This window comes from Marinicella rhabdoformis, assembly GCF_009671245.1.
In the GTDB taxonomy this organism is placed as follows: Bacteria; Pseudomonadota; Gammaproteobacteria; order Xanthomonadales; family Marinicellaceae; genus Marinicella; species Marinicella rhabdoformis.
This window is the reverse complement of record NZ_VTFS01000008.1, coordinates 27,399-42,971: the sequence shown is the minus strand read 5'-3', so window position 1 is coordinate 42,971 and position 15,573 is coordinate 27,399. Positions and strand designations below refer to the sequence as shown.

The 15,573-nt window shown below is 42.5% G+C and carries 11 protein-coding genes; 2 read left to right on the top strand and 9 right to left on the bottom strand.

The features are described from left to right. Window positions 1-7: 7 nt before the first annotated feature. Window positions 8-304 carry a hypothetical protein gene (locus FET73_RS14220; RefSeq protein ID WP_154224640.1) on the bottom strand — a complete coding sequence of 99 codons (297 nt, stop codon included), beginning with the start codon at window positions 302-304 and terminating at the stop codon, window positions 8-10. Window positions 305-522: 218 nt separating this feature from the next. Here FET73_RS14220 and FET73_RS14215 point away from each other — a divergent pair, with 218 nt between their 5' ends. Then, window positions 523-2,343, top strand: coding sequence for a DUF4397 domain-containing protein (locus FET73_RS14215; protein WP_154224639.1), 1,821 nt, complete (start codon window positions 523-525; stop codon window positions 2,341-2,343). A 54-nt stretch (window positions 2,344-2,397) separates the two neighbouring features. On the opposite strand, the gene FET73_RS14210 is transcribed toward FET73_RS14215, so the two are convergent. The 7 genes from FET73_RS14210 to FET73_RS14180 form a co-directional block, all read right to left on the bottom strand. Next, complete coding sequence (locus FET73_RS14210; protein WP_343032293.1) at window positions 2,398-3,093, bottom strand: penicillin-insensitive murein endopeptidase; 696 nt, start codon at window positions 3,091-3,093, stop codon at window positions 2,398-2,400. After that, on the bottom strand, window positions 3,093-3,710 hold the full coding sequence (locus tag FET73_RS15320) for a DUF1294 domain-containing protein (RefSeq protein WP_154224638.1): 618 nt from the start codon (window positions 3,708-3,710) through the stop codon (window positions 3,093-3,095). The genes FET73_RS14210 and FET73_RS15320 overlap by 1 nt, the downstream gene beginning before the upstream one ends. Then, window positions 3,707-4,924: a flavodoxin-dependent (E)-4-hydroxy-3-methylbut-2-enyl-diphosphate synthase gene (ispG, locus tag FET73_RS14200; protein ID WP_218944356.1), complete on the bottom strand. Its 1,218-nt coding sequence runs from the start codon at window positions 4,922-4,924 to the stop codon at window positions 3,707-3,709. Before ispG ends, FET73_RS15320 begins: the two co-directional genes overlap by 4 nt. Before the next feature lie 294 nt (window positions 4,925-5,218). Beyond that, window positions 5,219-8,800 carry a translocation/assembly module TamB domain-containing protein gene (locus tag FET73_RS14195; RefSeq protein WP_154224636.1) on the bottom strand — a complete coding sequence of 1,194 codons (3,582 nt, stop codon included), beginning with the start codon at window positions 8,798-8,800 and terminating at the stop codon, window positions 5,219-5,221. Continuing rightward, a complete protein-coding gene (locus FET73_RS14190) occupies window positions 8,800-10,536 on the bottom strand; it encodes an autotransporter assembly complex protein TamA (protein ID WP_154224635.1) in 1,737 nt (578 codons plus the stop codon). The genes FET73_RS14195 and FET73_RS14190 overlap by 1 nt, the downstream gene beginning before the upstream one ends. A gap of 87 nt (window positions 10,537-10,623) precedes the next feature. Next, the gene (locus FET73_RS14185) at window positions 10,624-11,580 is read right to left on the bottom strand and encodes a zinc transporter ZntB (protein ID WP_154224634.1); all 957 of its coding nucleotides are present in this window, start codon (window positions 11,578-11,580) and stop codon (window positions 10,624-10,626) included. Next, on the bottom strand, window positions 11,577-12,455 hold the full coding sequence (locus FET73_RS14180; RefSeq protein ID WP_154224633.1) for a mechanosensitive ion channel family protein: 879 nt from the start codon (window positions 12,453-12,455) through the stop codon (window positions 11,577-11,579). Before FET73_RS14180 ends, FET73_RS14185 begins: the two co-directional genes overlap by 4 nt. A gap of 79 nt (window positions 12,456-12,534) precedes the next feature. On the opposite strand from FET73_RS14180, the gene uvrB reads away from it, so the two are divergent. Then, window positions 12,535-14,556, top strand: a complete 2,022-nt coding sequence (gene uvrB, locus FET73_RS14175) for an excinuclease ABC subunit UvrB (RefSeq protein ID WP_154224632.1) — start codon at window positions 12,535-12,537, stop codon at window positions 14,554-14,556. Window positions 14,557-14,857: 301 nt separating this feature from the next. Here uvrB and FET73_RS14170 read toward each other — a convergent pair whose 3' ends face one another. Further along, complete coding sequence (locus FET73_RS14170) at window positions 14,858-15,526, bottom strand: hypothetical protein (RefSeq protein WP_154224631.1); 669 nt, start codon at window positions 15,524-15,526, stop codon at window positions 14,858-14,860. Between the last annotated feature and the right edge of the window lie 47 nt (window positions 15,527-15,573).

The window sequence follows — 15,573 nt, the reverse complement described above, 5'->3', positions numbered from 1 at the left end:
ATTGGAACTACTGCGTTATTTGTTTGTTGATTTCATCTATGGCATCACAGGCACTTTGGTAATCAGATGCTTGCGCATACGGTGACATAGCATAACTGATCCTTCTGTCACTTTTATACATGCGTTCCAACCGAACCTTGTCCACCTCATTGCCTTTGGTTTGGTGCATTGCCAAATCATAAATCAAATCTGCCTTCTTAGTCGCAAACTCTTCCAGGTTACTACACTTTTCTTGTCTAACATAACCAAAATCCATATAGAAAAAAACCACATAACCAACGACCAACCCTAAAATTACCCTCACAACATCCCCTAATTAATTAAAAACATTTTAGTTTGACTCAATTATATGGTGCCATTCCAGCACGACTAAAAAGCAACTGTCAGATTATAGCCAGAACATACCAAGCTTTTTAAATTATTTAAGTGTGAAATTCTTGTGAAAGTATTCTATACACTCCTTCACAAGCCACTCACATGCCATAAATAAAATAAACAGCTCTTGAAACAAGGAATTGAGTAATGAACAAATTTATCGGAATGGCTGGCTTGTTAAGCCTTAATTCTCTGGCATTGGCGACACAAGTTAATGTCAATCATTTAGCACCTTTTGCAGACAGCATAGACGGGACCGCTGTATCAATCAATGTCAACGATACAGAAGTACTTAATGGTGTGACTTTCCTACAGTCTTCAGGTTATCTGGAACTGGCATCAGCTGGTATGGCGCCGGGAGCAACCAAACTGGATGTTTTTGCCCCACTGGGTGCTGACAGCCCTGCAATCACAGCAACTGTTGACCTAGCTGCTGACACTTTCTATTCAGTGACGGCCATTGGCGACGGTGTTAATCAACCTTTGTCTTTGCTGGCCTTAGAAGACAGTCAATCCATGCCAGCTGATGGCAATGTCATGATTCGTGTGATTCACGCGGCACCGTTTGCATCAGACATCAATGCCACAGCAGCTTCTATCAGGTTAGACGATGGCACAGTAGTGAATGGCTTAAACAGCGTTTTGTTTGGCCAAGATTCTGGCTTTTTTGAAATTCCAGCGGGCAATTATGACCTCAATGTATCAACAGCAGATGGATCGACAAGATTGATTGACATCGCGCCGATTGATTTACCAGCCGGTGCAGTGGTGAACGTATTTGCTACAGGTGATGGTGTGAATCAACCCGTTGGTGCCTATGCCGTATTTGGTGACGGCACTTCAGCCTCATTGGCTCTAGAAACAACGGCACCAACACGAGTCAATGTGGCCCATTTGGCACCTTTTGCTATGAATAAGGCTGACACAGCCGTTTCAGTTGATGTCAATAGTTCAGAAGTGTTGAATGGCGTTGAATTTTTACAGTCTTCTGGTTACCTGACTTTAACTGATAATGGCATGGCACCAGGCAGCACCATGTTAGAAGTTTTCGCTCCTCCAGGCGCTGATGATCCCGCCATCATGGCAACAGTAGATTTAGCCTCTGAAACAGATTACACCGTGGTCGCTATTGGTGATGGAAGCAACCAACCTTTAAGCCTTTTACCATTAATGGATGACAACAGCATGCCATCTGCCGGCTTTGCTAAAGTACGCATCGTTCACAGCGCGCCCTTTGCCATGGATTTAGCGGATACCGCAGTTTCTATTCGCACAGATGATGGCTTCATAGTTGCTGGCTTGTCTTCTGTTGAGTTTGGACAAAATTCTGGTTATTTAGAGTTGCCTACTGGTATGTATGATTTGAATGTTTCTACACCCGATGGCAGCACGCGATTGATTGACTTGGCACCCGTGTTTTTAAATGACGGTGACATCATCACAGTATTTGCAACGGGTGACATCACCAACCAAGATTTGGGTTTCTATGCCACGTACGGTAACGGCGAAAGCACCGTCTTACCTACTGAGCCTGACTTCACTACTTTAAACCCAGGATTAAATGGCGCTTGGTATAACTATGAAACACCTGGCCAAGGCTTTTTTATAGAAGTCTTTCCTGAGTTAGAAACCATATTTGTTGCCTGGTTTACTTATGACACCACCTTTGCAGACGGTAATGAAATGGCAGTTGTAGGTTCACCTAACCACCGATGGTTAACTGCCCAAGGCACTTATGATGGCACAGAAGCTTCTTTGACACTGGCCTTGAGCGAAGGCGGCATTTTTAATCAAGATGTTATGGTTGAAAACAGTGAAGCCGGTTCTTTGAACATTAAGTTTGATGGCTGTCGCACAGCAACGGTTGACTATGAACTATCTGACAGTGGTCTCACTGGCAGCATTCCTTTAATCAGATTATCAGGAAGCACAGTTGAATTTTGTGAGTCTTTGATTGAACACAATTAATTCGACAAATAACGATCTAAAATACAAAGGGCTTCTGAATCAGAAGCCCTTTTTTTATTTTGCTAAAGGCTTGCATGGTATATCAAAATCCACATGATAATGTTCATCATGCCTGACCCACGATCGTTTGCTAGATAATTTTATATTTTCACGAATGTAGTCACCCTGCTTGGTTTTGAGTAACAAAGGCTGTAATTCAGGGTCAAAAATCACACGCCATAAACCATACCCTTGGTTTTTCGTTTGTTGGTCTAAAGCCACCAAATGCGCCGCCAAAGCTTCGAAATCTATTTGTAGATTGCCCCAAACACCCGCCTCATCGAATTCAATGTCATAACCGAAACGATTTGCAGCATCGGTTTTCAAATGAACCGACTGACCTTTCTTATTAAGTACCGGCACCATAAAGTCAACAGACAAACCATTTTGGTGCGTTTTATGTGGCCAAAATAGACCGCCATTTTTCGATCCAGTTTCGGCATATTTAAAGACTTTTTCAGGGTGGGACTCATCCAGTGTTTTATAAGATTGAACCACAATCTCCTTCACCGCATCATGAACAAAAGTACGACCGCTTAATTCCAAATCAGTAGTATATGAAATGAAATTCCCACCTTTCTCGGGCAATGGCACAGCATTTTCGATCCTGCCATTAGAAGTTGTGCCGTAACACTCACTGGATTCTGCCAACGCACAAACGCTGTAACTCAACACCATAAAAAACATGCCAACTTTTAATCCAATATTCACTAAAAATGATCCAAAACATTGACGTGCTTCAATTGATCAACCAGCCATTGGCCATAAGGAGATAGCAAATAAACCAAACCAATCAAGTTTACAAACACCGTTATATAAAATCCTCGGCGAAAAGAAGGTTTGTAGGATTTGTGCCTGAACAACTGCTGCGCATACATCGCACCAGGCCAACCACACAACAAAGAGAGCCAATGTAAAGTGAATTCAGGTGTCCTTTGCCATGATTTTTTTGCCGCCAATTTATCCCAACCATAAAAGAAAAACGTAACGAAACTCACCAGTACATAAACCCAACATAACAGCATCGGCAAATAGTTGAAAACACCCAGAATATAAATTACAACCAAAAACACAAGGCTGATCAAAAAAGCTTTCATCGCAGAACCCAATGGAACTTCCTCATCGACCAACCTGACATCAACAGCCCTCGCTCTGCCTTGACCGTCTTTCCCATGATTGAATTTGACCTGCTGATTGATTTCTGGCCTGCCCTTTGACTTAAACGATGATATATGAAAAAACAAATCACCATCACCTGATTCCGATTTAATGAACCCGAAACCCTTGTCATCATTCCATTCTTTAACAATCCCTTGAAGCTTTATCATTTAACAGCATATTCTTCTTCAACAAAATCATCCAAAATCTGTAAAAACTGTTCGGCGATTTTTTCCCCTTTCAGGGTTTGGGCTTTTTGGCCTTTGATGAAGATGGGGGCCGAAGGTGCTTCGCCTGTACCGGGCAATGAGATACCGATGTCGGCATGTTTTGATTCACCGGGGCCATTAACTATACAACCCATGACGGCAACATTCATGTCTTTCACTCCGGGGTGTGTGACACGCCAGCCGGGCATTTTGTTGTCCATGTGGTTGGTGACTTGTTGGGCCAGTTCTTGGAAGAAGACACTTGTTGTTCGACCACAACCGGGACAAGCGGTGACTTCAGGTTTGAATGATTGCAGTTCCAGACTCTGCAAGATTTGTTGGGCAATTTTCACTTCTTCGGTGCGGGCTTGGTTCGGTTCTGGTGTTAAGGAAACACGGATAGTGTCGCCTATGCCTTGTTGTAACAGCACACTCAAAGCAGCGGTTGAAGCCACAATGCCTTTGTTGCCCATGCCTGCTTCGGTTAATCCCAAATGCAACGCATAGCGGCATTGTTGGTAAAGGTTTTGATAGATTCGAATCAATGATTGAACGCTGCTGACTTTACATGAAACGATGATGCGATCAGCTGGCAGGCCAAAGCTTTCCGCTTGTGTTGCACTTTGTAGCACTGAATCAATCAAGGCTTTTTCTATCAAAGCACCTGATGACAAAGGATTGGTACTTTTGGCGTTTTCGTCCATCATTTTGGCCATCAGTTTTTGATCTAAACTGCCCCAGTTACCACCTATTCTGACCGGCTTATTCAGGTCTTTGGCCACTTGTATGATTTCTTCAAACTGGCTGTCACGCTTGCGACCGAAGCCCACATTACCCGGATTGATGCGGTATTTGGCCAATTTTTCAGCACATTCTGGATAGTCTTGTAACAAACGATGACCGTTGTAGTGAAAATCTCCAATCACCGGTACGTCACAACGTGCGGCACGAAGCCGGTCAATAATCTCTGGCACAGCAGCAGCCGATTCTTCGTTGTTGACCGTGATACGAACCATTTGTGAACCGGCTTCATGCAATTGATAAATCTGTTGTGCCGTACCTTTGGCATCAGCGGTATCGGTATTCGTCATGGATTGCACCACGACATGTTCACCACCGACAGGAATGCCAGCTATATTTACGATGTGTCTTGCCTGATTGTTTAAGTCTTTCATGTTGGTCATTGAATCAATTGGGCGCTATTTTAGCGGTATCTGCCTTGAGTAAAAACACAAGACTCATTTTTTTTAATAAGCCATGCCTTTCGCGTTTATTTCTTGCGTATCTATTTCTTACTTATACCCGTGGTGCTTTTGGGAGTTTTTCCAATAATAAACACCGTCATTACCCGGCTTGACCGGGTAATCCATAGCGAAGCGGGTTCAAACGAAGTTTGAAAATAGACAAAATTCAATAAAATGTGATATTTCTCAAGTTTGCCTGCTTCAAATGCATCACAGATTACTTATCTATTTCTTTTCGCGCCGATAAACCAAATCGACTGATTGTTCTTCGCCTTGCTTGGTCTCCAGACTGAGTTTGTCATTGATTTGATAACGCAACAACCAATAGCCTATGTGTTTAAAGATGCCTTGGTTGTAACCCACAAACACTTTATCACCCAAGTTTTTGCCTGCTTCCACTGTGGCACCAGTTTCTGATTGGTTGGTCACACTCAACACATCGATACCCAGTCCATTTTTTAAACCGCTGATTAATTCGCTGTTTTGCCTTAAACCCATCATCAATACGGCTTCAGCTATTTTATCTGAATCGCCCGAACCTTCTAAATTATTGAGGCCCTTACCTGTAACAATATAAGACAAGGTTTCAGCATCATTTAATGGTGGATTGGCAAAAAGTGTGGTCTTGTAATTATTCACATCACCACTGAGTTTAATGCCCACAATTTGTTCATCTTGTGCCTTTCTTTCTGCTCTGACTTGTAAAATCGGATTATCAATAGGCCCATCAAATATCAACAAACCTTGTGTTATGTTCAATTTTTGACCATAAATTTCGTAAACACCATCTGTGATATTTAATTGACCGAATGCTTTGATGTCTTGTTTTTGTTCACCATTTTTTAATTGCAGCGCCCCCGACAAATCTGCGGTCAAGCCCAGTACTTCGAGCTTCACTTTTTCTTCAATTATGGCCTTTATATCGATTAATAAATTTGAACCACCCCCGTCTTGTTGGCCACTTTGATCACCAACATAGACAACATCACTGGACAATGTGGTCACTGTGACTGGCATTTCTTGAACGTTGATACTGGCTTGAGGTATGCGAAGTTCGCCCGACACTTCTGTCAGTGCGTCAGCATATTTTATGTTGAGTTGGGGCGATATAGAGAGGTTAATTTGTTCTCCTTCTGCAACAAGAAAGTTCTTACCTCTGACCTCAGATGTCAATTGCCAAGGTTGGTTTTCAATAAACAATAAATCACCTGCTACAGTTAATTGTCCATTACCTGCTTGAGCTGAAACCAAGTAATGAAAATTTGATTTAGATATGCTTTGTATTTCTGCTTTAACCTGACTCAAAGGCACATCAACAGATTTTAAATCGATATCACCCTCTTCAAGTGAAATTTGCGCAAAAACTTGTGGTTGGTTCAAAGGACCTTTGACTTGACCAGACACATTCAACTGACCTTCTACTTGCTTAATCTCATCAAAAAAACCAGATATCATGTCGTTGTCTGCCAAATAACCATCGAAATCACCTTCTAAATATATCCGCTGCATCGGCTTCAATTGAGTGGTTGCACTGTCAGCTTGGTTGACTTTCAACAGCGCATTTAAATTTAAAAATGAGCCGTCGTCTAAAGCCAAATCAAACTGAACCTTTGATTGGTCGTTGATTTGTTGCGCAGATAAAACCCCTTTGCTGAACTTTAACTTTTGAGTTTTGCCATCTAAAGTCGCTCCATTCAAAGATTCAACAAGCAAAGACCCTGCCGTCATTTCTAACTGCGCATCAACATTGACATCACTTCCCATAAGCTCAAAAGACATGTCACCTTCTAGCTGCCCTGATCCTGAAAAACCTTGTGGCAACAAAAATGACCACTTGCTCAAATCCACTTGTGACAGCGCCAACTGACCTGCTATTTGACCGTTTTTTGAAGATTTGACATCAACACACAACTCACTTGTATCAGCCACGTCAACTGTGGTTTGCTGTTGCCAGCAAGATTGATCCAAATGCCAACCCACTGGGCTCAATTCAAACGCAACCACATTAACTAAACCCCACTGAACATCAAAGTCATTCAATGAAACTTCATGCTGGTTTAATGTGCCGGTGTATTGCTTATTTGTATGGTCATAATTCCCTGTGATTAACGCCTCAGAACGCACATCACTGGCTTCAATTTTTACAGCCATTTGATGGTCTTTGACCAAACCATCAACATTGACTGTCAGGCTATTGATTGTTTCACCCGCTATCAACACATCTTGCATGTTCGTATTAACTGACAGCTTCCCATCTGATGTTGCACCTAAATCAGCGGCCACATCAATCCCAAAGGTTTCAACTTGATGTTGATCATAAGTTAAACTTTTTCCCTTTAATCGTGCCTCGATGTGTGCTGTTTGCCCTACACCGTCTAAAACCACTGTCCCTGTAAGCTCACCAGCTAACTTCGGTTCTATCAACGTCATTTGCTTCAAATTCAAATCTGAATTAAGTTGCCATTTTGAATTTACACCTTCGTGACGGCCAATCAGATTGAACGCATTGTTACCCCAACTGCCTTGGACAGACCCTTCCGATTGTTGTGTTTGGGTGCCACTGACTCCAGAATGTCCAGCCATTATCAATGACAAAGGTGCATTTTTTAATTGGCCATTGATTTCAAGTTGAGGAACTTTAACGTCCCATTCATTGGCATCATGCCACTTCAGGTTGACCGAAGCATACGCATCCAATTGCCCTGGCCAATCTTTGTTTATCCAAGCAGGATTCAAACCCACCGATTGCACCTTACTGACCAAAGCAAAGCCATCCGCCCAATCCACTGTACCCTTTAATGACATGTCACCGGCATCACCTCCGAGGTTTAAACTTTCAATATTCAAACCATTCAAATCACCTTCGGCTTGCCATGTGGTACTTACTTGATTGAATTGCTCAGATTGAATTTCGGCTTGACCTGAAATTTGGTAGGCATCAACGTTGCCTTTGACCATCAACTCTGACAAGTTGAGTAACAACTGATCTTCAGCCGCAGTCAATTTTAAATTTTCCGAAACCGTAATGACTTCGAATTTCAAAGCCCCAAAAAGGTCTTCCAGCTTGAATTGACTTTGCAAATGCCCATCTAATACATCATCTTTGTAGTATTGAGTTAAGTTTCCTAGCAGTTGATTTTTATCACCATTGATACCTAAATTTGCTTGCCATTCGATGTTTTCTGTCTGCCACGACAAGTCACCACTGAGCGTCATATTTAACTGTTCATTGGATTGAATCTTTGCATCCGCCAGAAACTTTAATCCTTCAGCCGCTATATTTAATTTATTAATAGTCCAAACATCATCACGTACTTTGAGTGCGGTGGATAATGACGCCACATGAAAAGGCGCTTCTTGGTCTAGGGTAAATCCTGACACATTGATACCATTCACATCCACATCGAACGGTAATGCAAAACCCTGCCACTGCATTGGCTTGGTGCTTTCAACGGCTGTTGTTTCTTTGATGCGAAGTGAAGTGTCTTTGACTTTCAGTTGTGATAACACCAAGGCTGGCTGCCAATAAGAAAGTGACAATTCACCCGTTTTTAATTCAGCCACTGTGACCGATGCACTGCTGTCTTCATAGCGAACTTTTTTCAGCGTGATACCCTGACTCAAATTACCGGTCATATCTTGGTAACTCAATTCAGGCAACCATTGCCCTGTCACAAACCCCAATGCCCAGCGACTGCCAGTATCTGTTCTCAGGATGCCTTGATAAGCAACAACAAACAGCACCACCAACAGCAACAAAAACCATGCAGTTCTTTTGAAAAACAATTTACTTGGCAATATGTTCATCAAAAATCTGGCCCTATGGTGAAATGAACTTTCACGTTTGAAGCCGCTTCGTTATTTAACGGATGCGCTAAATCCAAACGAACAGGCCCCAAGGGTGAAAACCAGCGAACACCAAACCCAACACTTTGTTCCCAGTTCAGTTCATCAGTAAAAGCATTTCCGGCATCAGTAAAAACCGCCCACCCCCAAGATGCATTCCATTTGTGTTCAAATTCAGCACTCAATGCCACCACATGTTTACCACCTATCAAGTCATTTTCAACGCCCATTGGCGACAAACTCTCATAATCAAAACCACGAATACTTCTGTCTCCGCCTGCGTAGAAACGGTAGCTGAATGGCAGTTGTGATAAATCATCGATTGATGTGGCGCCCACTTGGCCACGATAAATCATCCTGTTGTTGTCTCCCAAAGGATGAATCCATTTGCTTTTGATATCAGCTTGAACAAAAGACACATCAGACAAAACACTGTCAGAAGCGCCTTGCAACGTCATTTGTACACTTAAGCCATTGCGTGCATTGACCCAATCATCAGCTTGTCGCCAAGTCCATGAAACACCAGGCACCACCAACAATGCAGATTCCTTTTCCTCTCCTTTGAAGCCAAATTTGCCATACGTCACATCAATGAAGTTGGTATTTTGCCATTGTTCAGTATAAATGCGGCTTTGACTGACACTTAACTTTTGCGTTGATTGCTCTTTGTCCTCAATATCCTCAAACAAATAACCGGCATCAATGGCATACCATTTCTTGAGCGGTCTTCCTCTGCTAGGTATTTTAAACCGCATACTCAAATCTTGATTGGTTTCTGCAATTTTGGCCTGAGATTTGAACTGATAGGCTTTCGAACCCACACGATCGTTTTGATACTCCAGTGTCGTCCTGGCCCCCGTATCTGTGGCGAAACCCAAGCCCACACTGTATTTGATTCGCTTGGCTGGAGACACCGCTATCATTAAATCAACGGTGGCCTGTTCTGTAGATTTATTGACCTTCTTTGCTGTGACTTGACTGAAGTACAGGCTGTCGTTCAACAAACTCACTTGCTTGGCAATGGATTCATTCAACACCCTATCACCTGTCTTGATTTGTAGCATTCGATTGAGAAAAGTTTCATCCATAAAGAATTCAGTTTGCTCAAATTGCAATGAAGAAAAGTGATACAAAGGGCCCGTCACAAATACCAACTTGATGTTTGCTTTGTGGTGATCTGAATCTATTTGTATGTGGTTACTTTTGAAGTGTCCATCCAAATAACCCAATGCATGAGACTGACTTAACAACTGTGCTTTAAATTGCTCATACTTAAACGTCTTCAGCTTTTTGCCCTGCTTCAAAGGCGCGTTACTGACTATTTCTTTCAACAAAACATCATCTTTACCTGGGCCAACAAGCTCGATCGACAATTCATTGATGTGGGTCGCTTGATTCAGCTCAACTGCTATCAATAGGTCTTTACATGTGGTCGCGTTTTCAGCATTTAACACATTGATTTCAGCACCAAAGTAGCCATAAGGTTTAATCGCTTGATGAAGTCGTTCAAGTAAGGAATCACTGAACAAAGATGATTTCTCTATATTTACAGCACAGTCTTCAGGCTCTGCAATCAAGACGTTATCCATGTTCGACTGAATCTCTTTTGGCACGCCTGTGATTTCCCAGCCCCAGCACAAGGCAGGAAAAAGCAATGACCACAACAAAACCGTCCCTAATGTCAGTGCGCTTTTCATGTTAATTTTGCTTTATCCCTTTGTTCAATTTGAATCCCTTTGACAACAACATCTCTAAACAGTGCCTTAATTTTTAATCATTCTGAATTAAAACCATTTTTTTCGTTTGAACCACACCAACAACAGCACAGTTAAAATCAAACAGGCGCCAGAAACAGCCCAGAATGCATAAGGCGCTTCAACACCAGGCAACCCGCCCACATTCATACCCAACAAACCTGAAAGGAAAGTCAAAGGTAAAAAGATGGCTGAAATGATGGCCAAAACATATAAGCGGCTGTTTTGTTGGTGCCCTATAAAAGCCAAATATTGCTCTTGTAACGACAGTGCACGCTCTTTTACTAAATCTAAATTTTCCAAGATAAAAATAAACTTATCAATTTGCAAATACAGTTGTTCATAAAACGACTCAGTAAATGCAACGGATTTATTCCTGTACAACCTGTCCAGCGCTTCACGTTGTGGTGATAAATACCGTTTCACAAAAGCAATCTGCCTTCTTAACTTATTCATTTTTGGGTGGAACCTTTCAAAATCATTGACGCTGATATTGTCTTCCTCAAAATCCAATAAATCTTCTAAATCATCAATAAATTGATCGGCAAAGTCAGCCAATTGATCAATCAGGTTAAGCAGCAATTCATTGGTGTTTTTTGCGCCTTTTCCGTCTTTTAAAGCTTCCTTCAAATATGAAATAGAACGACTGCTTCGGTTACAACTGGTCACCATGCAATCGTCTTTTATCCACACCCGAATAGAAATCATTTCCTCAGGCGATGCGCCTTTATTAAAGTTCATACCACGTAAACTTAAAATCACTTCATCGCCATCAACAATCGCTTTAGGACGGGTATCGGTGGCAATCAAATGCTCAAAAGCCATGGGTGAAATGTCTGGCTGAGTTTTCAGCCACTTTTTGGCTTTCGGCTGGGTGTAATTGATGTGGTGCCATGAATGAGCTAAAGTCAAATCATGCTCGCAAGCTATTGCTGCACCATCACCTGTTAATTGTACCGACGTCATTGTTGATGTTTTTTCTGTCATTTTAACTCCATGTCCTTGTTATTATTATCTAAACTGGCCGAATCATTGACCATGTGTAAATGCACATCCCTTTGCGGGAATGAAATCACCACGCCATGGTCATTGAATGCTTGGTTGATTGCGAAACGCAAATCACTGCGTATTTGACGCATTTCTTTACCGCACAACATAGAAACCCAATAAAACACGTCGAAGACCAAAGCACTGTCGCCAAAATCTTCAAAAACAATCAATGGCTTTGGGTCTTCTATGATTTCATTGATTGATTGGGTCGCTTCTACCAACAACTGTTTAACTAAAGTGAGGTCAGTACCGTAAGCAACGCCCACCCTGACACTGGTCCTGATGTTGGGATCAACCAATGTCCAATTGATTAACTTAGACTCTAAAATTTGACTGTTGGGCACCACAATATTGGCACCGTCATTGCGCCTGATCATGGTTGAACGGTGACCAATGCCGATGATACTGCCCAAGTTTCCATCCATATCAACCACATCCCCAATGCGGATGGGCCTTTCTGACATCAGAATCCAGCCACTGAGGAAGTTTTCAATGATGTTTCTGGCACCAAAACCCACACCAATGGCCACTGCACCTGAAACAAAGGCAAAAGCCGCCAATGGAATGTTCAAATAGGTCAGCACCATCATGGTGATGAAAATCAAAAACGCAAAAAACAAGATCTTCTGGATGATGGCCACATTGTCTTGTTTGAGTCGTGTTTTGGTCAAAATTCGGTTGGCCAATAAACGGGACAATAAGACACTACCAAACCAAGCCAATATCAATAACACAATGCCCAAAAGCAACTGCCCCAATGTCAAAACTTGGGTTTCAGAAAACGTAATAATGGTTGTGTCTAAGAATTTCATTTCAGTGGGTCCATTTCAGTCAACATTTTGGCCTATTCAAGGATGCGTCAAATAAGCAGATAATATATCATACCCAACCATGGAAACGATTAACCTTCAGATAACAAAAAAAGAAAAACCCTTCGTCATCGACAGCCCTTTTGAGCCAGCGGGTGATCAACCACAAGCCATAAAAAAGTTGAGCCAGGGTTTTGAGGATGGACTGAAAGCACAAACACTGCTCGGTGTGACCGGTTCAGGTAAAACATTCACCATGGCGCACGTGATCAACAAGGTGCAAAAAACCACCATGATCATGGCGCACAACAAAACCTTGGCGGCGCAATTGTATGCCGAATTCAAAGAATTTTTTCCAAACAACGCCGTCGAGTATTTTGTTTCCTATTACGACTACTACCAACCTGAAGCCTATATTCCTGCCAGCGATTTGTTCATAGAAAAAGACGCCTCGATCAACGAATACATCGAACAAATGCGATTGTCAGCCACCAAAGCCCTGATGGAACGTGATGACGTCATCATTGTCGCCACCGTTTCGGCGATTTATGGCTTGGGCGATCCACAATCGTACTTACAAATGCTGATCAACCTCAATGTCGGTGATCAAATTGATCAAAGAACCTTGTTGCGCCGCTTGGCCGAGCTGCAATATGACCGCAATGACATCATTTTAGAGCGCGGTAGCTTTCGTGTCCGAGGCGAAGTGATTGATGTATTCCCTGCTGATTCAAACAAAGCCGCGGTGCGCGTCGAACTATTCGATGATGAAATTGAACAGTTGAGTTTTTTTGACCCCTTGACCGGCAAAATCATCAGCCGTGAACAGAACATCAACATTTTCCCAACATCACATTACGCCACACCGCGCGAACGCATATTGAATGCCATAGGACACATCAAGGAAGAACTGAAAGACCGCTTGAAAGTGCTTTACGATGACAACCGCTTGGTCGAAGCACAAAGATTGGAGCAACGCACCACTTATGATTTAGAGATGATGCGCGAACTGGGTTATTGCCAAGGGATTGAGAATTATTCCCGCCATTTGACTGGCTTGCCCGTGGGTTCACCACCACCGTGTTTGTTTGATTATTTGCCCAGTGATGCGTTGCTAATCATTGATGAATCGCACGTCACGGTGCCACAGATTGGCGCCATGTACAAAGGCGACCGCTCGCGCAAAGAAAATCTGGTGCGCTTCGGCTTCCGCCTGCCCTGCGCATTGGACAACCGACCATTAAAGTTTGAAGAATGGGAACAACGCACACCACGCATGGTGTTTGTTTCCGCCACTCCGAGTAAATACGAAGCAGCCAACCAAGCCCAAGTAGCCGAACAAATTGTGCGCCCAACCGGCCTACTCGACCCGATTTTAGAAGTCAGGCCAGTGGCAACGCAAGTCGATGACTTGATGTCAGAAATTAACAAACGCCTGGTCAAACAAGAACGTGTATTGGTCACCACACTGACCAAACGCATGAGCGAAGACTTGACCGATTACTTGGCCGACAAAGGCATACGTGTACGTTACTTACACTCAGAAATTGAAACCGTAGAACGAGTCGAAATCATCCGCGATTTGCGCAAAGGCGTGTTCGACGTTTTGGTTGGTATCAACTTATTACGAGAAGGCTTGGACATGCCAGAAGTTTCATTGGTGGCGATACTCGATGCCGACAAACCAGGCTTCCTGCGCTCAGAAAGCTCATTGATACAAACCATCGGCCGCGCCAGTCGAAACCTCAACGGCAAGGCGATTCTTTATGGTGACAAAATCACACCCGCGATGAAAACCGCCATCGAAGAAACCGAGCGTCGCCGCGAACTGCAAATCAAACACAACGAAAAACACGGCATCACACCCGCGTCAACCATAGCCAAAATTCACGACTTACAACAAAGCCACGAACGCGATGACCAAACACAAATCGTCAAAATCGCCGAAGGCAGCTCAAAATACAACCTAGAAAAAGCCAAAGACCTCAGCAAGTTACTGACCAAACTAGAAAAACAAATGAAACAACACGCCGCCGACCTGGAATTCGAAAAAGCCGCCGACCTGCGCGATGAAATCGAACGGATTAAGGAGATTGTTTTTTAAAGTTGGCTTTCTAATGCCAAAAACATAAGTATTGAAACCAGATACCTCGGTCTCTGTTCCCGACTCGACTCTAACGCCGCCATCCTTGACAGGGTCTGTTCGCCTCTGGCTCCAATCGGTATAACGATAATTTTGGACTTAACATAGATGACAAAACTCTCAAGCCGTCATCCTGAGGCCAGGAAATGGAAATGATGCGGTTTGGCGAAGCACAAGAAGCAATATTGGAACGCCGTAGGCCGTGAGCCTAAACGTGTCGCTACGACCTCAAATTTGAAACCTAAACCACTTCACTTAAACCTCAATGACTTTTATAAATTACCTCTTTCTTGTATTCCTTACCTAACTTTTCAAATAACTGCTTAGCAGCGGGTTCCGCGCATTCAAATAGTAATTTGTGCGCTTCTATTATTGATTTCTCCATATCACTCTTGCCAGAGGTTAACTCCCATTGATTAAAATGAGCAGCACCATCCATGACTTGCAAATTATATCTAGTATAATGACTGGCCTTAATACCAAATTTATTTTTAAAATTTTCTTTCAATGAAATCTTAGTATTTGAGATTAAATCATAAGCCTTTTGTGCTTTTGGACATTTTTTAAAGTCAGTTTTAACAATACAGCTGAAAACACCCATTGAATAAGCTAAAAATACCGAGGGTGGATTGTCATTACTACTAAAAAAGCCCTTATTACTGGTTCCTGTATCTAACCTTGCCAGAAATGCAGGCCCATTATTAGTGTCAGGCATATAACCAAGTGTAAAACTGTTTAATGACATTTCAGTATTAAATTCAAACCAAAACACATCAGAAATTATGTTCCTGCCAATACAACCTTCACTAAACCCATTCCAAAATAGGTCATGAGGCGATGATGTATCAATTTCTTCATCTGGCTGCGAAAAAGCACTGGTAGATACAATCAAACTGAGGGCGACAATCCAAGATTTTATCTGACAATACATAATATCTATGATGATTTGAAATATGTAATTGTATCAGCTGAATGAGC